Genomic DNA, 20,355 nt, shown 5'->3' on the forward strand with positions numbered 1-20,355 from the left:
GATGGCACTCGGTACATTGCGCTCCATCGCCCACTTCCCCAGGAGCACCAGTGACCCGTACCACCCCGCCGAGCCCGGTCGACATGGGGACGTGGTTCCCGGAAGTGTTGCCCTACGCGAAGACCTCGACGCGTCTGCATCCGCGCCCGGCCGCGGTCGGGGTGCGGGAAAGCTCGGTGGGCGGTCCGGTGTTGTGGCCGACGGACGAGCCGTGGCCGTACTGTGCCGAGTAGCAGCGTTTGAGGGCCGAGACGGAGTGGGTCTACGACCACCACCTGTCCGTCGCCCCCGGGATCAAGCTGGGGGGCTACCCGCTCTGGACACAGGAGCCGGACTGGCCGGACTGTCGGCACTGCGAGCAGCGCATGGATCACCTGGTGACGATTGCCGGCGGCGAGTACGACGGCGCCACGGGCGACCGGTGGTTGCCCGTGGAGGAGCAGCACGTCGCCCTGCCCTCTGCGTCGGCCGAGGAGCGGGATCGGGTCCGGGAGGGGTCCGGCCTGACGCTCGGCGACTGCGGTGGCGTCTATGTGTTCGTCTGCGGTGGTTGCCCGGGTCTCCCTTATCGGCATCGCTTCGACTGCTCCTGAACCACTTCAGGCAACGGCCGTGAAGACGCTCGGGTATTCGGCCCGCCCGCGCGGCGTCGCGTTGTGATGAAGTGGAAGCCGAGGGCATATCGCGCAGGTGGAAGTGGAAGGTGACGGCGGATGCTGAATTATGGCCTTGATACGTCCGGTCTGGAGCGGGATGTCGCACTGGCCGACTTGGTGGCGGAAGGCGATGAGTTGCATGCTTTGGTGTCGGCGCAGGACGACTGGAGCAGGCCGACTCCGGCGGTGGGATGGACGATTGCTCATCAGATCGCGCACCTTGCCTCGGCCGATGCGAATGTGCTCGTCGCCTTGCGGACTCCGGAGGCGTTCGGCGCCGTCCTGAAGGAGGCGGAAGCGGCGGGCGAGGAGTATGCCGATCTCGATGCGGCGGCGGGAGCCGCGAAGCCGCGATCGCTGTTGCTGGAACAGTGGCGGGCCGGGCGGGCAGAGGTCGTGGCGGCGCTGCGGGAGGTGCCTCCGGATCTCGGATTTCCCTGGTATGGCTCGGAGGTGACCGCGACGCTGGTCGCACCGCTTCGGCTGATGGAGGTGTGGGCGCACGGGCAGGACGTTTTCGACGCCCTGGGTGTTGCCCGCCGTTCGACGGGTCGGTTGCGGCAGGTGGCCGCTTTGGGAGTGATGGGGCGGGAGTTGTCGTTCTACGCCGCTCGGCTGCCGGTTCCGGCGGAGCCGTTCCGCGTCGAGTTGGCCGGTCCCGACGGACGGATCTGGGCGTGGGGCCCGGAGGACGCGGCGCAACGGGTACAGGGCAGTGCTCTCGACTTCTGCCTTCGGGTCACCCAACGCCGGTCCCGAGCCGAGACCGACCTGACGGCGGTCGGTGCGGACGCGCAGACGTGGCTGGACAATGCGCGGGTATTCCTCTGACGAGGTCGATGGCGGAGCCCTCCGGATGCCGCCGGCGCAGCGGAGGGGCCGAGCCGGGATGATGCGCCGGCCCGGCTCCCGCCGCTTCTAGAGGTCGAGTTGGTATTCGAAGGTCGTGTGCGTCGGCGCGTAGCCGAGTGCGTCGTTGATGTGCCGCATGTGCGGATTGTTGTCGGCGGTGTCGGTGAGCAGGCCGCCGAGGTCCGGATATCGTTCGATGGCCCGGAGGATCGAGGCGGCCTTCATCAAGCGGCCGAGGCCGTGCCCTCGGTGTCGGGGGAGGACGCCGGTGCCGTAGTGCTGCCCATCGCCCTTGCCGTCACCGGGGATCACCAACTCGGTGAAGCCGGCGATCGAGCCGTCCGACGTGTCGATGGCGGCGACCGTGTGTAGCGCGGAACCCCGCTTCTCGACGGTTGCGGCCGCGGCCCGAACCCGTTCCAGGTCCCAGGTCACCGTGCCGAAGTCGGTGCTGCCCATCGGCATGTCGTCCATGGCGTGCCGTGACGCGACGAACGTGTCGGCGAGGTGGTCGGGCACGGTGCCGTCCCAGGACACCAACCGGTAGCCGGGACACGGCTGTTCGGTGACGCGGGTGAGAGCCGGGAGGTCCGCGTCGGCCAGGAGGAGGCGGGTGAAGGTCAGTGTCAGCACCTTGCGGAAGCCCCGGGCCGGGAGGAACTCCGCCCCGGGAGAGCCGGCTTCGGCCTGGGCGATGACACAGCGCCGGCCGTCTCCACGCGCGGCGGCCACGGCTTCCTCCAGGAGCCGGGTGCCGGTGCGGTTTCGCCGCTCGGCCGGATGGACTTGCAGGTCCAACTCGGCGAGGTGGTCCTGCCCGGGCCGGGTGAAAAGACGCAGGAACGCCGACCCGACGGGGTTGCCGTCGCCGTCGGAAGCCAGCCACGCCAGGCGGCGGGCGGACGGGCCGCCGTCGGGGTCGATCAGCGAGGTGATGCGAATGGACAAGGTGTCTCCGTCGTGGGGAGGAGGAACAAGCCGGCAGGGTTCGGGCGTGCTTGCCGACCACTCGTGCGCATGTGCCGCACACCTCCTTGACGGCTACGGCTACGGCTACGGCGATGGCGTCGGCCTCCGGCGACCGGCGGCCTGAAGACGGTAGCGCTTCGACTCGGAACGAGAAATGGGTGGGCGTACCCCCACATCTCGATCCGGACGTGGCCGTCGGCGTGGTCCCGCCCACCTCGGAAGTCCCGGTGGGCGAGGCCCCGACACGTTCGATGCACGCCCGGTGGCGATCATGGGGTGCTCAGTCGGCCAAGCAGCGGCGCCTGTGGGCGAGTTCGGTGCCGCCGGCGCCGGCCCGGCGGGTCGGCACGTGAGCAGGCATTGACGCTATGTGATCACATGCGCCACTCTCGAACTTCCGATGGCACACGGAACCGGGGGGCCGACAGGTGGAGCCGACGTCGGAACAACAGGCGGCGCGTGAGGTGTTCGTGGCGGGTCGAGACCTGGCCCTGATCGCGGGGGCCGGTACGGGCAAGACCTCCACACTGGTCATGATGGGCAACAGCACCCGAAAACGCGGGCTGTACGTGGCGTTCAACCGCGGCATCGCCGACGACGCCCGCGCCCGCTTCGGCTCGAACATGGAATGCCGCACGGCCCATTCCCTGGCCTACGCCGCCGGCGGACACGCCTATCGCGAACGCCTGAACTCGGCCGCCCGGTTGCCCGCCCGCGAGACCGCCCGCGTCCTCGGCCTCACCCGGGACATGTTCGTCGACCACGCCAAGATCACCCGCACCCACCAGGCCCGCCTGGTCATGGGCATGGTCCGCCGCTTCTGCTACAGCACCGACCGCGAGATCACCGTTCGGCACATGGAACGCATCAACGGCCTCGGGCATCAGGCCCAGGACCACGTCGCCGGTCTGCTGACGCCCTACGCCCACCGCGCCTGGCAGGACCTGCGCTCCCTGCACGGCCGGCTGCGCTTCGAACACGACCACTATCTGAAGATGTGGGCGTTGACCCGCCCCACCCTGCACGCCGACTTCGTCCTCCTCGACGAAGCCCAGGACACCAATCCCGTCCTGGAGGAGATCTTCCTGGCCCAGGACGCCCAACGCGTGTGCGTCGGCGACCCCGCCCAGCAGATCTACGCCTGGCGCAGCGCCCGCGACGTGATGACCGGTTTCCCCGCCGAACACCTGCACCTCACCCGGTCCTTCCGCTTCGGGCCCCGGATCGCCGAGGTCGCCAACCGCTGGCTGCGCCACGCCGAATCCGACCTGCAACTCAGCGGCCATCCACCCGTCGACTCCCGCATCGGCCCCGCCCCGCACGCCGACGCGGTCCTGTGTCGCGGCAACGCCGATGCCATGAGCGAGGTACTCACCTGCCTCGAACACGACATCCCCGTCGCGCTCACCGGCGGCGGCGCCGCGCTCGAACGCATCGCCGGCGCCGCCCAGGAACTGATGGCGGGCCGGCGAACGAGCCACCCCGAGTTGTTCCTGTTCGCCTCCTGGGACGAGGTCCGCGAGTACACCGAACAGGACACCGCCGGCCAGGATCTCAAGGCCATGGTGCAACTCGTCGACCTGCACGGCCCGCAGCTCGTCATCGACGCCGTCCGCCGACTGACCACCGAGGCCGACGCCAGGGTCGTCGTCTCCACCGCCCACAAGGCCAAGGGCCGGGAGTGGAAGAGCATCCGGATCGGCACCGGGTTCGACGCGCCCACCGGCGACGAGGAAGGCGTCCCGCGCCCGCTCAACCCCGCCGAGGCGCGCCTGATCTACGTCGCGGTCACCCGCGCCCGGCACCTCCTCGACCACACCGGCCTGGACTGGATCGACGCGTACGAGGCCGCCGGCGCGCGACTCGCCGACGGCATCGTCGCCGGACGCCCGATGATCGAACTGCCGCTGACCCGGCAACTGCGCTACCCCGCCTCGCCCATGTCCACGTTCATGGCCGCCCACCTCCCCGAGAGCCACCTGCTGGTCCGCGACTACCTCACCCGCATCACCGACCTGCCGCACCCGGTGCAACCCATCGACGTGCGCTACCCGGACTGGGCGGCGCTGGGTCACGCCATCGACTACCGCCTGCGCCTGTCCATGGCCCGCCCCCCTGGCCCGGCGGTCGACCTCGGCGTCGCGCTGGTCGGTTCCGACACGCCCCTGCCCGGAGCGCCCGACCCGAGGGCACGCAAGGCGCTGCACACCGCCGGCCGCGATCTGCTCGCCGCCGTGCACGCCCACCTCGCACACCGGTTCCGCGCCGACGCCGAAACCCTGAACCGCTGGTGCTTCGTCGCCGCGGCCTACGAGGACATCAGCCGCTCGGGGACGATCCGCCGCCGCGGCCCACTCGCCGCGGCCACCGCGTCCACCACCCTGGCCGAACTCCTGGACGCCGTCCCCGCCTACGTCCACGCCGACCTCGAACGGCAATTCGCCCTCGCACGCGACGTGTTCACGCCCCTGCGCGCCCTCCCCGACGAGCGCCGGATCTGCGGACCCACCTTCGCCGGCAGCGCCGACCTCGGCGGCGCCGACGCGGACTTCATCCTCGGCGGGACCCTGATCGACTCCAAGGCCACCACCCGCCCGCGGAACCTGGGCCGCGAGGAGATCCACCAGCTCGCCGGGTACCTGCTCCTGGACTACGACAACCGGTACACGATCGACCGCGTCGGCCTCTACCTCGCCCGCCAGGGAGCCCTGATCGACTGGCCCGTCGACACGTTCCTGCGCCTCGCCGGCGCCACCGAACCACCGGCGACACTGCGCAACCGCCTCAGGGACCACCTGCTCCGGGCACGGGCCGCTCGCCGCCGACCCCCGGCCTCCTGACGGAGCCGCACGGCATCGTTGAAATCTACACTGCGATGACAAAAATCGACGCCGTGTAGAATTTGTGGCGAGGGAGCAGTCCGGCTCTTTTCCGAGTCCTCGCTGGAGGAGCAATGCAACAACGGCACAAGCAGCAGAACTGGCTCGTCACCGGCGTCAGCACCGGCCTCGGGCGGGCCGTCGCACAAGCCGCCCTGGCCGCCGGGCACACCGTCGTGGGCACCGTCCGCTCCGAGCCGGACCTGCGGGCCTTCGAAGGGCTCGCGCCCGGGTACGCACACGCCCGCATCCTGGACGTGACCGACGACGACGCCGTCACGAACGTGGTCGCCGAGGTGGAGCAGCGCGTCGGCCCCCTGGACGTCGTCGTCGCCAACGCCGGCTACGGCCTGGAGGGCACCTTCGAGGAAACCCCGCTCGCCGAGGTGCGCCGGCAGTTCGAGGTCAACGTATTCGGGACGATGGCCACCCTCCAGGCGGCGCTGCCGCACATGCGCCGCCGTCGCCGCGGCCACCTGATGGCGGTCACCTCGATGGGCGGGCTGATGGCCGTGCCCGGCATGTCCGCCTACTGCGGCAGCAAGTTCGCCCTGGAAGGCATCCTCGAGGCGCTGGGCAAGGAGGTCGCGCAGTTCGGGATCCACGTGACGGCGATCGAACCCGGCTCCTTCCGCACCGACTGGGCCGGCCGGTCGATGACCCGCGCCGCGCGGTCCATCGCCGACTACGACGAACTGTTCACCCCCATCCGTGCCGCTCGGCAGAAGGCAAACGGGAACCAACCGGGCGATCCCGCCAAGGCCGGAGAGGCCGTCGTGCACATCACGTCGGTCGACCGGCCGCCGGCCCATCTCGTCCTGGGCTCGGACGCGCTGCGCCTGGTCGCCGCCGCGCGCACGGCCGTGGATCAGGACATCCGCGCGTGGGAGCCGCTCTCCCGGACGACCGACTTCGCCGAGGGCGCACGACTCTGATGCCCGACCAACCCCCCACGCGCGGCCGCCGCGGCACCGAACGCAAGGGCGATGTCCGGGAGCGGGCCATCCTGGACACCTGTGAAGTGCTGCTGGCGGACAAGGGCTACGACGCGATGACCGTCGGCGACATCGCCCAGGGCGCCGGCATCACCCGCGGTGCCCTGTACTTCTACTTCGGCTCCAAGCAGGAAGTGGTCACGGCACTCGTGGCCCGAACCGTCGAGCACCTGTGGGAGCGATCCCGGGCCACCGCGGCGGCCGACGAGCCGCGCCGGGCCATCGCGGCGGCCATGCAGCGCACGGTCGAACTGTGGAACGCACACGGCCCGGTCATGCGCACGGCGATCGACGTGTCGTCGACCGTGCCGGAGATCGGCGAGTTGTGGGACCGTACGGCCGACCTGTTCATCGCGGCGATCACCGCCGTGCTGGAACGAGCCGGCATCCGGGCCGGCGGCGAACCGGACCAGGCCGCCGCGATGGCACGCGTCCTGTGCTGGATGATCGAGCGGACCTTCTACCACGCCTCGCAGGAGTCCCGCGAGAACCTGCAAGCCGCATCCGCGACTTGCGAACACATCTGGCTGACCAGCGCCGGCCTGCACCCCCCGGGGCAGCCGGCCTGAACGGCACGGCCCGGGAACCGAAGCCGATCCGTGGCGACATCGGACCGACGCTATCGAGCGCGTGTTCGGGGTGATGCCTTGCGCCGACTTCGGCCGACCGCTCGGGGTTGTGATTCGGGCCGAGTGGGGCTGTCGGGGAACCCGCTCCGAATACGGGAGGTCACGATCGGCCACCGATCCCGGCGGTCGAGTCCGCTCCGCCGAGGTTGCCGAAGAATCGCCGGTGATCCGCGAAGGGAGCGCGGATCACCGGCGACACGCTCGGGGCGGTGTGGATCAGATCAGACGCAGGTACAGGGCGACGCTGTTGCCCGGCGCGTTCCAGGCGAAGGTCTTCTTGTTGCCGCTGGGGCAGGCGTTGGCGCTGTTGACCTGCACCGAGCCGACGCTTCCGTACACCTCGGCGCACTTGCCGTCGGCCTTGGTGTCCTTCACGTATCCGTCCACGTAGACCCGGTTGCCGGAGCACCATACAGTCCAGTGCGCTTCGGCGCCGTTGACGTGCACGTCCTTCGTTTCCGGACACTTGCCCAGGGCCGCTTTCGGTCCGGACGCCGAGGCGGGGGACGCGATGGCGACGACCTCCGCCGTGCACGCCGTGAGCGCGGCGACCGCGAGCAGGCCGCTGATCAATCGTCTTGTCATGGTCCTTTCTCCCCGTATATGCAAGATATGCAAGGCGACCAGGTATCCGGCACTCAGGTCACGGAAAGAAACACTGCCGCTCCGAATCGTGATCGTTCAAGCTTTCGAGGGCCTCCGGTTCTTTTCGTCCGAAACACGACCCGGTCGCTCGGGTGGACGGTTGCCGATCTCGGGCGGCGCGAAGGCAAAAGCCCTGCCGAGGCGAGGAATCGGCTCCACACACGCATGCTCGACCCACCGGCGTGGGCGTTCTCCCTCGCACTTTCGGCCAACTCGCCGCCGCGTGGTCGTCAGCCTCGGTGCTTGCGGACGGCCGAGGTCAGGCGGGCCAGGTCGTCGTCGGCGATCTCGGGGAAGGCGGTGAGCGTGGCCAACACGGCCGCGGCGATCGGGAGTTCCGCCGCCTCGGTGGCGAGGCGCACGTCCTTGGCGGCGAGCTGTGTCGCGAAGTCGCTGGTGGTGTCGGTGGCCCTGCCGTAGGCGAAGGCCAAGGGGCCGGCGGCGAGGGCCTGTTCGGCCGTGCCGTCGGGCAGTTCGAGGGCGTCGGCCAGGGCCAGGGCCTCGCCGATGAGCGCGACGCTGCCGACGACCGCGTTGATCATCACGAGCTTGAGCGCGGCGCCGTTGCCGAGGGCGCCGCAGGGCCGCACCTCGCCGAGGTGATCGAGCACACCGGCGACCGGCGCGACGTCGCCGCCCGCGAAGATCAGCAACTCGCCGGCAGCCGCGCGGTCGACGCTGCCCATCACGGGCGCGTCGACCAGGGCCACGCCCGCGGGGAGCGTATCGGCGAGGGCTCGGACGGCGTGCGGGCCGATGCTGGACATGTCGACCAGTCGGGTCCCGGCGCGCAGCGCGGGTATGCAGGCGGCGACCACGTCCGCGACGGCCGCGGGGTCGGCCAGCATGCTGATCACCACGTCCGCGTCGCGCACGGCGTCGGCGGGGTCGGCGGCCGGCCGGGCGCCGGCCGCCACCAGCTCTTCGGCGCGGGCGGGAGTACGGTTCCACACGGTCAGCGGGAAACCCGCGTTCAGCAGCCGGTGGGCCATGGGCAGGCCCATCCGGCCCGTACCGAGAAATGCGATGCGTTCCATGACGTCGACGCTAGGCGCTGCCCGGCGATGCGACCAGCGAATGTCTAGCATAGCTGCCATGCCCACATCGCATGACTTTCCGCTCGCCTGGCTCCGGGTGTTCCTGGTCGTCGCCGAGGCGGAATCGTTCACGGCCGCCGGGACCGAACTCGGCTATACCCAGTCGGCGGTGTCCCGCCAGGTGTCCGCGCTGGAGGACGAGGTCGGGTCGGCGCTGTTCGACCGGCTGCCGCGCGGCGTCCGGCTCACCGACGCGGGGCGGGCCCTGCTGCCCCGGGCGCGGACGGTACTCGACCAGGTGGACGAGGCCAGGCGCGACCTCGCGGCGTTGCGCGGGCTGGCGAGCGGCCGGGTCCGGGTGGGCGCGTTCGCGACGGCGGGGGCGGTGCTGGTGCCGCGCACGGTGGCCGCGTTCCGCGCGGCGCATCCGGGCGTGGCGCTCACCCTGGACGAAGGGCTGACCCGGCGGCTGCTGTCGCGGATCGCGGCCGACGAACTGGACGTCGCGGTGGTCGGCGGCGCCGGAGCGGACGCGAGCGCGGGGGCGACGCTGCACCCCCTGTTGGACGAGCCGATGCTCGTGGCCCTGCCCCGCTCGCACCCCTTGGCGGGGCGCCGACACGTACGGCCGGCGGAACTGGCCGACGCGGAGTGGATCGCCGGCAGCGCACGACCGGAGGACACCCTGCTGGGCCCGTACCTGCGCGAGGGGTTCGCACCGCGAATCGTGTTCGTCGCCGCGGACTGGATCGCCAAACAGGGCCTGGTCGCGGCCGGCCTCGGCGTCACCCTGGTCCCGGCGCTGGCCGCACCCGCGCTGCGTTCCGACCTCGCGCTGGTGTCGCTGCGCCGAGACGGAGCACCGGTCCGCAAGGTATACGCGGCCACCAGGGACGGCGTGACCCCGTCCGCCGCCACCGAGGCGTTTCTGACCCGGCTGCGCGAGACCGCGATCGCGTTGTCCAGCGACCTGCGCAAACGCTACTGACCCGAGGGCTGCGGCCCGAACCGGCGGCGGCCCGTGAGCGGCTCCCGGAGCCGATCTCCGTCCACCGGGCACCCCGACGGCCGTCGGATCGCGACGACCCGCCCACCCGCACCCCCGCCCTGCCGTCGCATCGCGGTCGACGCGGGGCGGATCGTCGTTCAGGGGACGATGTCGTAGGTGTACTTGGCGGTGAAGTCGAGGGTCAGACGGGGTGTTCCGCCCGGGGAGCCCGGGCCCAGGGGGGTCACGATCGGGTCGTCGATGCGGTGGCCCAGGAGGTTGATCGAGGCGGTCATCGGTGGGAGGTACGAGCGGCCGTTGAGTTGCATCCAGCCCTCCCAGATTCGGTCCACGTTGCAGTGGTGCAGGTAGAAGACGGGATCGTTCGGGGAGGATGCCGGGCCCATGTCGCCGCCCACCCAGCGGTGGACCTGGTTGTGCAGTCCGGTGCCGACGAACCCTTCCAGCCGGTTGCGGAAGCCCCTCGACGACGCGTCCCAGGGGGAGAAGTCGTAGGTGGCGAGGTCGGGATCGCCGCCGAGGAGCGGCGCCGTGTTGAAGGCGGCGCCCACGTCGAGGGCGTTCGGAAGCGTGGTCGACGAGGCCGTGCCCTGGGGCGGAAGGCGCCCCAGACCCCGGCGCAGGCCCCGATTCGCCTGGACGAGTCGGAGCGAACTGTCGGTTTCGACGCGGACCCGGAAGCTGTTCGGGTCGGCGGGATCGAAGACGAACGGCCCGGTGGAGATGGGATCGCCCTGGTTGCCCATCCAGTCCTTCGTCCAGATCGGCCGGCTCTCCGGATCGGGGAGGGATCCGTCGATGGACCAGTCCCAGTACGGGAGGGCGAAGCCGGGGTCGTCGAGGACGCGCTGGATGTTGGCTTCCAGGTAGGCGAGCATGACGCGGTGCCACGGCAGGAACACCGGCCCGCGGTGGGCGCCGTTGCGGATCATCCAGTCCCCGTCCGGCGGCACGGGCGTGGTCATGGCGCGGTGGTGCCAGATCACGAACAGATCGTAGGTGCGGACCGGCTTGGCGGGGCCGGCGATCCCGAAGGCGGTCGTCTGGAGCGTGGTGCTCTCCCGCTTGAGGAGGTTGACGCCGCGGATGTACGCGTCCCGGGCGACCGGGTCGGTGACGATGTTCCTGCGTACGATCGCCATCTCAGCCACCTCCCGGGTGATCCGGCCCGTGGTCGTGTCCCTCATGGCCCTCATGGCCCTCATGGCCCTCATGGCCCTCATGGCCCTCATGGCCCCCGTGCCCCTCGTGTCCCCCGTGCCCCCCGGGTGCGGCCGGGCCGCCATGGCCTCCGCCGCCCGGTGGGAATTCGTCCGGGAAGTATTGGATGAGGGCCTTCACGGTGTCCACGGCGGAAAGGAATTGGTACGCGGGCAAGGCGTGACAGTGCACCTCGCCGTTGTTCGACACCATCAGGTGGGCGGTGACCGGCCGGTCGTCCACGGTGATCTCGTAACTGGTCCTGATGACGATCCGATGCCCCTCGAACTCCTCTTCGCGAACGCTGTCCATCGAGCCGTGCATGGTCTCCGGCACGGGTAGATCCGCGATATATCGGGCGAGGGCGGCCGGTTCGGCGGTCGCGGCGAAGTCCTGATGGTCCATGGGGTCCACTCCCAAAGCCCGCAATCGCCTCGGGTCGAGCCTCGTGGCACATCGGCCCGGCGGAACCTCGTGGGGTCCGCTCGATCCGGGCGGTTCGGATACATGTCCAGGAGACGCTCATGCGGCAGGCGCTGCAACTCCTGTCGCAACGCCCGGGCGAGAGGCGCCCATCTGGAGTTCGGTCTCGGGGGCGATGCTCACCCGGGCACCGGTGTCGGCGAGCAGTCGCCACTCGTGGTCGGTGAGCGCGGGACAGTGGATGTGCAGGTGCCCCGGGCGCAGCAGACCGTGGTCGTGGAGTTCGCGCAGGCCCCGGAGCAGGATCGAGGTGGTCGCGGCGCCGAGGATCGAGCCGATGCCGTAGAACGTGTCGCCCAGGAATTCCGGCAGCGAGTGGTCGGCGGAGATCGCCCGCAGCAGCGCCATCCAGGTGTGCCGATGGCTGTCCACCAGGCCGGGCAGCACGATCGCACCGCTCGTGTCCACGACCTCGGCGTCCACGTGGGCGAAGCGCTCGGCGTCCGGCGCGATCGCGACGATCTCGCCGTCCTCGATCAGGACCGCGCCGTCGGCCAGGTCGCCGAGTATCGGGTCCAGGGTCAGGATCCGGCCGCCGGTGACCAGGATGCGAGTGGCGCTCAAGAGGTTCCTCCGTATCGGGTCCGGATGGGGTCGCGCACCCCCGTACCGCTGGGCCGCCTACCCGCCGGGGTCGTGTATCCGCCGGTGCTGCGGGTTCCGGGTGCGCCGGGCATTCCCTACCCGGGTGAGGTACATGGTGCGGGGTGCGGCAGGATCGGGCCAATGCCGTTCCCCGGTGATCGCATAACGGAACCGCTATGGGAGCGCGGTGCGCGCGGCGATCGATCGAGCGCGGCCGGATAGCCGTTTCGGTATGGAGGTGGGGCGGAATGGCATTTGCTCGGCATGTGAGCGGAAGGACAGGCTGCGAGGTGCTTGCCGGGAGGCCGCGGATCGTTCGCCGTCTCCGGCGGGATCCCTTCGTTCTCCACGATCCCCGGGAGTGCTCGTGCGCCCACAGGATGTCCTCGATCGCGTCGAAGCGTTGTTGCCCGCGCTGCGCGAACGCGCCCAGGTGACCGAGGACGCACGCCGCGTCCCCACCGCGTCCGTCGCCGAGTTGCGCGCGGCCGGCTTCTTCGACCTGTTGCAGCCGAAGCGGTTCGGCGGCATGGAGGCCGACCCGATCCACCACTTCACCGCGGTCCGCGCGATCGCCTCGGCGTGCGGGTCCACCGGCTGGGTGGCGTCCGTACTCGGCGCGCACCAGTGGCACCTGGCGCAGTTCGACCCACGCGCCCAGGACGACGTGTGGGGCGCCGACCGCACCACGGTGCTCTCCTCCGCGTACGCGCCGCCGGGCCGGGCCACCGAGACCGAGGGGGCTATCTCCTCGACGGCCGGTGGAGCTTCTCCTCGGGGGTGGACCACGCGGGTGGCGCGATCCTGGGCGGCCTGATCGTCGGCGCCGACGGCAAGCCGGTCGACTACGTCGCGTTCCTGGTACTCGCCGCCGACTATCGCGTGGACGACGTGTGGAACACGGTCGGGCTGCGCGGCACCGGCAGCAACGACCTCGTGGTCGAGCAGGCGTTCGTCCCCGCGCACCGGGTGCTCTCCTTTGCCGACCAGTTCCGCTGCGTGTGCCCGGGGCATGCGGCCGACACCGCCCCGATGTATCGCATCCCGCTGTATACGCTGATGACCACGACCATCGCGACGCCGCTGATCGGGATGGCGAGCGGCCTGTACGAGGCGCATGTCGCACACCAGCGGGAGCGGGTACGGGCGTTCGGCGGCGACAACGCCAAGGACGATCCGTTCGCGAAGGTACGCGTGGCCGAGGCCGCCGGCGACATCGAGGCGTCCTGGCTCCAACTCACCACGAACCCGAGCGCGATCGTGGCGTTGGCCGAGGCCGGTCGGCCGATTCCGATGGAGTTGCGGGCGAGCCATCGTCGCGACCAGGTTCGGGCCGGGCAGCGGGTGACGGTCGCCGCCGACCGCCTGTTCGAGGCGTCGGGGGTCAAGGCACTGGACGCCCGCTCGCCAATGCAGCGGTTGTGGCGCGACCTGCACGCCGCGCGGGTGCATGTGGCCAACGACCCCGAGGCGGCCCAGAAGATGTACGGCGACCTGGCGTTCGGCGCGGTCGTCGAGAACGGCATGTTGTGACGGCGGCCACCGCGCTCGACCGCGGCGACTGCGGGACGTGCTGGGGCACTTCGCGACCGGCGTGGTGATCGTCACCGCGGCCGACCCCGACGACGGCGCACCGGTGGGTTTCGCGTGCCAGTCGTTCTCGGCGCTCTCGCTGGACCCGCCGCTGGTGCTGTTCTGCCCGACGAAGCACTCCCGCACCTGGCCGATCATCGCGCGCGGGGCGCTTCGGGATCAACGTCCTCACCCACGAACAGTGCCGGATCAGCGCGCGCTTCGGACGCAGCGGACCGGACAAGTTCGCCGACCTGGCGTGGCGTTCCTCGCCGGGCGGGGTCCCGTTGATCGAGGGCGTGGCGGCGTGGCTCGACTGCACGGTGGAGTCGGTCCACGACGGCGGCGATCACCACATCGTGGTGGGCGGGGTCCGCGACCTCGACGCGGTCGACGGAAGCCGGCCGCTGCACTTCCACCGGGGCGGGTACACGGCCCCGGTGGTGTCGGTCGCCCCGGCCGGGTACCCGAGGTGGGTTCCGCGCGGGGAGTGGTTGTGACCGCTCGGGGTGGACGCACACGGGGGTCGGCGCCGAACCACGCCGGCGGCATCGGCACCGACAAGGCAAGCAAGTACGAAGAGGGAGTGGGGAACATGCGCACGGTGCGGCTCGACGGCCATGCGATCGACTACGACATCACCGAAGGCGGCTCGGAGGCGAATGGGCGGCCGCCGTTCCTGTTGCTGACCCGGGCTCCCGCCGAATTCGTGACCGGCCTTCGGGTCGGCTACCACCCCTACACCTGGCGCGAGGGCCGGCAGGCCCTGTTCGACCAGTGGCTGGCGGCGGCCGACTGCCCGCCCGTGGCCAGGCATCTCACCGAGGAGATGGGCGGCTTCGACCAGGTGATGTGGGCCCGCTCGTGCCGGGTGATCGAGGACGCGTACGCACGGTGGGGTTCCCCCTTGGAGCGGATGGTCGCCCTCGCGCAGACCCGGCCCGTCGTCCACCTGTACTCGCAGCCCGACTCGGCGGACTACCGCACGGCGCAACGCGAGTTCGGGGCCGACCACGAGTGGTTCACCTCGTCCTGGCTGCGCGGGCGGACCCACTTCCCCACACTGGAGTCCCCGGAGTCGATCGCCGACCACATCACCGAGTTCGCGCAGGACCGTAGCGAGTAAGCCCCCGATCCGCACGCCCCCACCGGCCGAACCGGCCCGAACAATGGACGAACCACCCCCGAGCGGGCCGACGACCGTGTTCGTCGGCCCGCCCGGCCGCCCGGGATCGCGGACCGGCCGCGGGGCCGCGTGCGCCGGCCGACCCGGTGTGGCTGGAGATCGTGCTACGGCTCGCCGTGACCGGGCAGGAAAGCTGCAACACGATCGGCGGCGACCTGGACGTCCACCAGACGACGTTGTCCCACCACTACTGGGTGCCGCGCGAGGCGGGCATCATCTGGACCACCATCCAGGGCCGCTCCCGACTGGTGCGGCTGCGCCGCCACGACCTGGACACGCTGTTCCCCGGCCTGCTCGACTCGGTACTGAACGGCGCCCGTCGCGGGCATGCGGCCGCGGGAGGCCGACGCTCGGCGCGCAGCACCACCGACCGCCCGAACCGCCCGAGCGGCACCGGCCGTTGCCTCGGTCGGGCGAATGCCGCCACGCCGGATTTGCCATGGCCCGGTTGGCGAACTGCCGCCCCGTCGGCGGCGGGACGCCCTTTTCGAGCCCTACCGTGGGTGGGAGCCGCGCGACGCCGGGCCACCACCCGGTCGTGGATGCTGCCGCGGCCCACCCGGTGGGAAGTCAGTCGCAGGCCGCCTGTACCTGACGTAGGAAGTAGGGCCACTGCTCGGCGGTTTCGCGGCGGAGGCGTGCGGCATTCAGGCTGAGGAGGAGGGTCCTTTTCAGCGGGTGGGGCGAGTGCATGATCGCTTCGTTGCGCCGGGCGAGGCGGTGCAGGTGGCCCGAGGTGGGGGGACGGTCGCTTTTGTCGGCGTTGCATTGCCGGTGGGTGGGGGCGAGGTTCCAGACCGCGTCCAGGTCGGGGCCGCGCCAGCCGGATACCACGCCCAGGCGCCGCATCAGCGAGTAGGGGAAGACGTGGTCGACGGCGGTTTGGTCGGCGGGGGTGATGGGCTCGGTGCAGATGAGGCAGCGGCCGTGTTGGAATCCGATCAGGGCGTCCGCGACGCCGGTGACGGAGCGGCGGCGCCCGGTGTCCATCAGGGTTTGCGTTTCCCAGTCGACCGCGAAGCCCTCGTTGACGAGGCTGGGGCCGATGCCCGCGGCGAACGAGAGCGCCACGATGTCCCAGCGCGCGGCGAGTTCGGCGCGCAGCCCTTGGGCCTGCTCGGATTGGGCGATGCGGAGCAGGTCGGGCGTCAGGCGCACGATCCGGGCGCGAGATTTTCCGGTCGACTCGTAGAAGGTATGGGCCGTTCGGGTCTTGCCCTTCAGGTTGTGGAACCTCTCCATGACCATCGCCGGGATGGAGTCCATCGTCGCGTTCAGCAGGCGTTCGGTGGGGCGTCCGAGGGCCTTGGACTCGGCGGCCTCGCGTTCGGCCACCACCAGAAAGTCCGTGTCGCGCCACGGCGTCTTGGTGGATGCCTGGGGGGCGTCGGCCTGGTGCGCCACGATGGCCATCGCGTACAAGGCGGCGAGTTCGTCCAGCGGCACCTCGGTGCGGCCCTGTGCGGCGAGTTCGAGCAGGACGCTGCCCAGGGCGAACTTGTACGTGCGCGTATTCGAGCCGGTGAGGATGGCGAGTCGCCAGGAGGTGCGTGGGTTGGGCTCGGTCCGGTAGAACTCCGGCGTCATCATTGCCCCTCGGGGGCGGGGGGTTCGGCGCGCAGGACGAGGGTGTCCCAGTGGACGTCGGCGCGGCCCAGGTGGTCGGGCTCCTCGCCGCGATGGACCGGGAAGAGCGCGGATCGACCGGCCAGGGCGAGGGTCTCGGCGACCGGGACGGCGAACATGCGCCGTCCTTCGGGGACCGGGCCCCGCCGGATCGACATCGCCACGCGGCCACCGGGCGCGGTCAGTTCGGCCACTCGCCGCATGCCGTCGACGCGCTCGGCCTCGTCCAGGTGCATCCACACGGCCGACATCAGCACCAGGTCGTACCGACCCCGCACACGCGCCAGCGCGGGCAGGGCGTCGTCGACCCACTCGATGTCGACCCCGGGGTGTGAGCGGCGGCCGATCCGCCGCAACTCGTCGGTGGGTTCGACGGCCACCACGTGGTGTCCCCGACGAGCCAGCGCCGCGGCGTCCCGCCCACTTCCCGCACCGATGTCGAGGACCCGGCCCGGACTCGACGGCAACCAGGGCAGGATGCTCGCGTGCACGGCCTCGAAGGTCGTGCTCGTGTATCGACGAGCCAACGCCTCGGCGTCCGGTCCGTAGCCGGCGGTCCCGAGTGGCCGTGTCCGCATGCCGGTCCATCCTTTCCGACGGCGCACCGAATCCGTTTACGCGGAACGCTACGCCATCGCACCGACGGCCCCTGGCCTACCATCGTCTCCGTGACTTCCGCGCTGCTCCTCATCGACCTGATGCCACGCATCATCGCGCTGCCTCTCGCTCCGCACTCCGGCGAGGAAGTACTGGCACGCTGCCGTCGGTTGGCCGACGGGTTCAGGGCCGGCGGTCGCCCGGTGGTGCTGGTGCGGGTGGAGCGGCCGAACGTGGCCGAGCAGCCGCCGGGCAGCGGCTTCGCCGACGATCTGGTCCGGCCCGGCGATGCCCTGATCGTCAAGCGCACCGTCGGGGCGTTCCACGGCACCGACCTGGACGACCGGCTGCGCGAACTGGGCGTGGACACGCTGGTGCTCGCCGGACTGGTCACCACGATGGGGGTCGAATCCACCGCGCGGGCCGCGAGCGACCACGGCTACGAGTTGGAGTTCGTCGCCGACGCCATGTCGGGATTCGCCGCGGACGAGCACGACCTCGCCGTGGAAAGGACGTTCCCTCGATTCGGCGAGGTGCGTGACACGGCGGCCTACGTCTGACCCGGCAGCCGAATCGCGGCACTCACCCGTGACCGGATCGGCGGCGGCTCGCCTCCACGACCTCGGCAAGGCCCGCCTCGGCCGGCGCCGTGCGCACCGCCGCCACAGCCGGTCCGCACTCCGGCCGCCACGGCGGTGGATACGGCACGACCCGCTCGTCGCGGACGTGGCCGATACTCCGATGCGTGCCGCACGGTTTGCGGAACTCATGTGTCTACGCAAAGAGTTCCGGGCGCGCCATCCGCGGCGAAGGATCGAGCCGGAGTCGAGTCCGGGCCGCGGGCCGGCATGACGGTGTGGGGGAGTCAACGCCCGGTCCCGGTGGAGGGCGTGCACCGCCACTTTGCGAGCCTGTACGAGGCAGTGCCCGAGATCCTCGCCTTCGCGTCGGGCCCGCAGCGGGATTTCGCGGTGTGAGCGCGTTGTGGGCGACGGTCCGGGCGGCTCCCGCGACGCGCACCGCCGAGCCCGAGGACACCTCTTCGAGCAGTGGGGGTCTCGTCGTACCTCGTTGCAGCGCCGGACCGCCGGCCGGCCTGGTGACGTGGTACTGACACAATCACCGGCCATGATGAGACTGACTCCAGGAATAGCCGCGTTGTCCGGGGCCGGGATCGGGTCGATGGCCACGATTTTGGGGGTGTGGATCTCTCAGGGGCTCAGTGGCCGTCGGGAGCGTGCGCATCGGACCTGGGATCGTCGGGCGGCGGCGTACGAGGACATTCTGATCGTGATGGCCCGGCTGCGTGGGGAGCGCAAGGAGGCCACGAGCACGGGCGAGTTGCGGCTGGCGCGGTTGGCGAATCCGGATTCGGAGGATGGCGCCCGGTTGGCCGCGCAGGCGAACCTGTACGGCAGTCCCGAGCTGCGCAACGCCCAGAGTGCGGCCTTCGCGGCCTTGCAGAAATGGCTGTTCGCGCTGATGGCCTGGCGTTCGTACCACGACACGTACGGGTCGTTGCCGGACACGCCGCCGCTCAAGAGCACGGACGCGTTGTGGGACACGGTGCTCGACGCGGCCGCCGAGGCGGACAAGGCGGATCTCGCGCTGACCGCCCAGGTGCGCAAGGACGCGCTGGGGGAGAAATCGAAGCCTTTCCGGCGCGGCAACGGAGGTTGAGCAGCGAAGAGCCGTTTGCCGACGGCGCTCCGTCCGCCGCCACCCCGTCGCCGTTCGAACACGGTGTCGGCGGTGGCGGTGCAGCCGGGTCGGAAGGAATCCCGGCACCCGGTCGCCATCGGCGGCGGAGCCGGCTCGTGGGGCGGGGCGTGTACCGGGATCCGGCGAGCCGTGACGCGCGTGAGGCCACCTCGGCTGCTCCCACGCCCCCGACGGCTCGGCTTCGGTGTGGTGGCGTGGGCGGGATACTGGGAGTACGTGCCTTCGCCCTTCGCCGACGGCATGGGCGGCGCGGATGATCGGGCAGCGTGCGGACTCCGTTGCATCGTCCGGCGGCCGGGAGGCCGAGGGCCCGCTGTGGGTGGCTGCCGCGCCGCGTGTCGCCTCGGTGGGGAGGCCGGCCGCCGAATCCGAGGAGGAGTCGTGATCTTCAGGGATCGTCTCGAAGCCGGTCGGATACTGGCGGATCGGCTCGGCTACTTGAAGGGCGAGGACGTGGTGGTCCTGGGCCTGCCCCGGGGTGGCGTTCCGGTCGCCGCGGAGGTGGCCGAGGTACTCGCCGCGCCGTTGGATGTGTGCCTGGTGCGGAAGTTGGGTGTGCCGCACCAGCCGGAGCTGGCCATGGGCGCGATCGGCGAGGACGGCGTGCGGGTGGTGGACCCCGGCCTCGTGCGCAGGGTGGGCGTCACCGACGCGGCGCTGGCCGCCGTCGAGGAACGCGAGCGCCGGACCCTCGCCGAACGCGCCCGCAGCTATCGGGGCAGCCGGCCGCCGGTCGACATCGCCGGGCGGACGGTCGTATTGGTGGACGACGGCGTCGCCACGGGGGCGACCGCGCGGGCCGCGTGCCGGGTCGCCCGCGATCGCAGGGCCGCCCGGATCGTCCTCGCGGTTCCGGTCGCCCCGTCGGACGTGGTCGAACGTATGGGCAAGGACGCCGACGAAGTGGTCTGTCCGCATCCGGTGGTCGATTTTCTCGCGGTCGGCCAGTTCTACACGGACTTCTCCCAGACCTCGGACGGCGAGGTCGTCGCGTGCCTCGAACAGGCGGCGGCCGACGCGCCACACCCTCCCGTGTCCGACACCGGGGACGTGGAGATGGCCATCGGGGGTGTTCGGCTCGGCGGCCGGCTGCGGGTGCCCGACGGCGCGGCGGGGATCGTGGTCTTCGCCCACGGCAGCGGCAGCAGCCGGCACAGCCCGCGCAATCGCTTCGTCGCCGACGCGCTGACCGAGGCCGGGGTGGGCACCCTGTTGTTCGACCTGCTCAGCGACGAGGAGGAGCAGGACCGGGCCAACGTGTTCGACATCGAACTCCTGGCCCGCCGGCTCGCCGGTGCCACCGACTGGCTCCGCGCCCGGGACGAAGGCCGCAGGCGCCCGGTCGGCTACTTCGGCGCCAGTACCGGCGCCGCCGCCGCGCTGTGGGCCGCGGCGGAGCCCGACTCCCGAATCGCCGCGGTCGTCTCCCGCGGCGGCCGACCCGACCTCGCCGGCGCCCGCCTGCCCTCGGTCACGGCCCCGACCCTGCTGATCGTGGGCGGCGACGACCACCTCGTGCTCGACCTCAACCGGCAGGCACAACAGCACCTGCGCTGTGCCAACGAGCTGGCGATCGTCCCCGGCGCCACCCACCTGTTCGCGGAACCCGGCACGCTCGAAGCCGCCACGGCGCTCGCCGAGGACTGGTTCCTGGCCCGTCTCCGTCCGCGCCCCGAACGCTGAACGGACCCGACCGACGCAGCGGCGCGGGCG

The 20,355-nt window shown here is 71.2% G+C and carries 21 protein-coding genes and 1 pseudogene; 14 read left to right on the forward strand and 8 right to left on the reverse strand.

Annotated elements, in window-relative coordinates:
• Positions 1 to 50 precede the first annotated feature (50 nt).
• The 3 genes from ACH4U8_RS09045 to ACH4U8_RS09055 all read left to right on the forward strand — a co-directional run bounded on the left by ACH4U8_RS09045 (position 51) and on the right by ACH4U8_RS09055 (position 1,487).
• Positions 51 to 233 carry a hypothetical protein gene (locus ACH4U8_RS09045; RefSeq protein ID WP_395776415.1) on the forward strand — a complete coding sequence of 61 codons (183 nt, stop codon included), beginning with the start codon at positions 51 to 53 and terminating at the stop codon, positions 231 to 233.
• 6 nt (positions 234 to 239) lie between these two features.
• On the forward strand, positions 240 to 593 hold the full coding sequence (locus ACH4U8_RS09050) for a hypothetical protein (RefSeq protein ID WP_395776417.1): 354 nt from the start codon (positions 240 to 242) through the stop codon (positions 591 to 593).
• 120 nt (positions 594 to 713) lie between these two features.
• Positions 714 to 1,487 (forward strand): TIGR03084 family metal-binding protein, encoded by a 774-nt coding sequence (locus ACH4U8_RS09055; RefSeq protein ID WP_395776419.1) that lies wholly within the window; start codon positions 714 to 716, stop codon positions 1,485 to 1,487.
• A gap of 87 nt (positions 1,488 to 1,574) precedes the next feature.
• Here the strand turns inward: ACH4U8_RS09055 and ACH4U8_RS09060 are convergent, their stop codons facing one another.
• Positions 1,575 to 2,456 carry a GNAT family N-acetyltransferase gene (locus ACH4U8_RS09060; RefSeq protein WP_395776420.1) on the reverse strand — a complete coding sequence of 294 codons (882 nt, stop codon included), beginning with the start codon at positions 2,454 to 2,456 and terminating at the stop codon, positions 1,575 to 1,577.
• 449 nt (positions 2,457 to 2,905) lie between these two features.
• On the opposite strand from ACH4U8_RS09060, the gene ACH4U8_RS09065 reads away from it, so the two are divergent.
• From ACH4U8_RS09065 to ACH4U8_RS09075, 3 genes are all read left to right on the forward strand, one after another.
• A complete protein-coding gene (locus ACH4U8_RS09065; protein WP_360314187.1) occupies positions 2,906 to 5,317 on the forward strand; it encodes a UvrD-helicase domain-containing protein in 2,412 nt (803 codons plus the stop codon).
• 113 nt (positions 5,318 to 5,430) lie between these two features.
• Positions 5,431 to 6,291 (forward strand): oxidoreductase, encoded by an 861-nt coding sequence (locus tag ACH4U8_RS09070; protein WP_395776422.1) that lies wholly within the window; start codon positions 5,431 to 5,433, stop codon positions 6,289 to 6,291.
• Positions 6,291 to 6,920, forward strand: coding sequence for a TetR/AcrR family transcriptional regulator (locus tag ACH4U8_RS09075; RefSeq protein WP_360314183.1), 630 nt, complete (start codon positions 6,291 to 6,293; stop codon positions 6,918 to 6,920). The genes ACH4U8_RS09070 and ACH4U8_RS09075 overlap by 1 nt, the downstream gene beginning before the upstream one ends.
• A 276-nt stretch (positions 6,921 to 7,196) precedes the next feature.
• Here ACH4U8_RS09075 and ACH4U8_RS09080 read toward each other — a convergent pair whose 3' ends face one another.
• Together ACH4U8_RS09080 and ACH4U8_RS09085 are read right to left on the reverse strand one after the other, a co-directional pair.
• Positions 7,197 to 7,565: a hypothetical protein gene (locus ACH4U8_RS09080; RefSeq protein ID WP_360314181.1), complete on the reverse strand. Its 369-nt coding sequence runs from the start codon at positions 7,563 to 7,565 to the stop codon at positions 7,197 to 7,199.
• Between the two features lie 290 nt (positions 7,566 to 7,855).
• Complete coding sequence (locus ACH4U8_RS09085; RefSeq protein WP_395776424.1) at positions 7,856 to 8,662, reverse strand: NAD(P)-dependent oxidoreductase; 807 nt, start codon at positions 8,660 to 8,662, stop codon at positions 7,856 to 7,858.
• 58 nt (positions 8,663 to 8,720) lie between these two features.
• Here ACH4U8_RS09085 and ACH4U8_RS09090 point away from each other — a divergent pair, with 58 nt between their 5' ends.
• Positions 8,721 to 9,650, forward strand: a complete 930-nt coding sequence (locus ACH4U8_RS09090) for a LysR substrate-binding domain-containing protein (RefSeq protein WP_360314177.1) — start codon at positions 8,721 to 8,723, stop codon at positions 9,648 to 9,650.
• 158 nt (positions 9,651 to 9,808) lie between these two features.
• Here ACH4U8_RS09090 and ACH4U8_RS09095 read toward each other — a convergent pair whose 3' ends face one another.
• The 3 genes from ACH4U8_RS09095 to ACH4U8_RS09105 form a co-directional block, all read right to left on the reverse strand.
• Positions 9,809 to 10,813, reverse strand: a complete 1,005-nt coding sequence (locus tag ACH4U8_RS09095) for a tyrosinase family protein (protein WP_360314175.1) — start codon at positions 10,811 to 10,813, stop codon at positions 9,809 to 9,811.
• A 1-nt stretch (position 10,814) separates the two neighbouring features.
• Positions 10,815 to 11,276 carry a hypothetical protein gene (locus ACH4U8_RS09100; protein ID WP_395776426.1) on the reverse strand — a complete coding sequence of 154 codons (462 nt, stop codon included), beginning with the start codon at positions 11,274 to 11,276 and terminating at the stop codon, positions 10,815 to 10,817.
• Between the two features lie 117 nt (positions 11,277 to 11,393).
• The gene (locus tag ACH4U8_RS09105; protein ID WP_395776428.1) at positions 11,394 to 11,918 is read right to left on the reverse strand and encodes a hypothetical protein; all 525 of its coding nucleotides are present in this window, start codon (positions 11,916 to 11,918) and stop codon (positions 11,394 to 11,396) included.
• A 388-nt stretch (positions 11,919 to 12,306) separates the two neighbouring features.
• Between ACH4U8_RS09105 and ACH4U8_RS09110 the strand changes: the two genes are divergently transcribed.
• The 4 genes and pseudogenes from ACH4U8_RS09110 to ACH4U8_RS09125 all read left to right on the forward strand — a co-directional run bounded on the left by ACH4U8_RS09110 (position 12,307) and on the right by ACH4U8_RS09125 (position 14,637).
• Positions 12,307 to 12,756 (forward strand): acyl-CoA dehydrogenase family protein, encoded by a 450-nt coding sequence (locus ACH4U8_RS09110; protein ID WP_395776430.1) that lies wholly within the window; start codon positions 12,307 to 12,309, stop codon positions 12,754 to 12,756.
• On the forward strand, positions 12,720 to 13,472 hold the full coding sequence (locus tag ACH4U8_RS09115; RefSeq protein WP_395776432.1) for a hypothetical protein: 753 nt from the start codon (positions 12,720 to 12,722) through the stop codon (positions 13,470 to 13,472). Before ACH4U8_RS09110 ends, ACH4U8_RS09115 begins: the two co-directional genes overlap by 37 nt.
• Positions 13,390 to 14,011 (forward strand): annotated as a pseudogene (gene hsaB, locus ACH4U8_RS09120) (3-hydroxy-9,10-secoandrosta-1,3,5(10)-triene-9,17-dione monooxygenase reductase subunit). Before ACH4U8_RS09115 ends, hsaB begins: the two are co-directional and overlap by 83 nt.
• Before the next feature lie 95 nt (positions 14,012 to 14,106).
• Complete coding sequence (locus ACH4U8_RS09125; RefSeq protein WP_395776434.1) at positions 14,107 to 14,637, forward strand: hypothetical protein; 531 nt, start codon at positions 14,107 to 14,109, stop codon at positions 14,635 to 14,637.
• Positions 14,638 to 15,267: 630 nt separating this feature from the next.
• Here the strand turns inward: ACH4U8_RS09125 and ACH4U8_RS09130 are convergent.
• Together ACH4U8_RS09130 and ACH4U8_RS09135 are read right to left on the reverse strand one after the other, a co-directional pair.
• Positions 15,268 to 16,287: an HNH endonuclease gene (locus ACH4U8_RS09130; protein WP_395776436.1), complete on the reverse strand. Its 1,020-nt coding sequence runs from the start codon at positions 16,285 to 16,287 to the stop codon at positions 15,268 to 15,270.
• Entirely contained in the window at positions 16,284 to 16,901 is a 618-nt protein-coding gene (locus ACH4U8_RS09135) for a class I SAM-dependent methyltransferase (RefSeq protein WP_379991877.1), read from the reverse strand. Before ACH4U8_RS09135 ends, ACH4U8_RS09130 begins: the two co-directional genes overlap by 4 nt.
• 90 nt (positions 16,902 to 16,991) lie before the next feature.
• Here ACH4U8_RS09135 and ACH4U8_RS09140 point away from each other — a divergent pair, with 90 nt between their 5' ends.
• The 3 genes from ACH4U8_RS09140 (at position 16,992) to ACH4U8_RS09150 (ending at position 20,325) form a co-directional block, all read left to right on the forward strand.
• Positions 16,992 to 17,480 (forward strand): isochorismatase family protein, encoded by a 489-nt coding sequence (locus tag ACH4U8_RS09140; RefSeq protein ID WP_360314165.1) that lies wholly within the window; start codon positions 16,992 to 16,994, stop codon positions 17,478 to 17,480.
• 568 nt (positions 17,481 to 18,048) lie between these two features.
• Entirely contained in the window at positions 18,049 to 18,600 is a 552-nt protein-coding gene (locus tag ACH4U8_RS09145; protein ID WP_360314163.1) for a hypothetical protein, read from the forward strand.
• Between the two features lie 423 nt (positions 18,601 to 19,023).
• Positions 19,024 to 20,325 carry a phosphoribosyltransferase family protein gene (locus tag ACH4U8_RS09150; RefSeq protein ID WP_395776438.1) on the forward strand — a complete coding sequence of 434 codons (1,302 nt, stop codon included), beginning with the start codon at positions 19,024 to 19,026 and terminating at the stop codon, positions 20,323 to 20,325.
• Positions 20,326 to 20,355: the final 30 nt, after the last annotated feature.

The sequence above is a fragment of the Embleya sp. NPDC020886 genome (assembly GCF_044333915.1).
Lineage (GTDB): Bacteria > Actinomycetota > Actinomycetes > Streptomycetales > Streptomycetaceae > Embleya.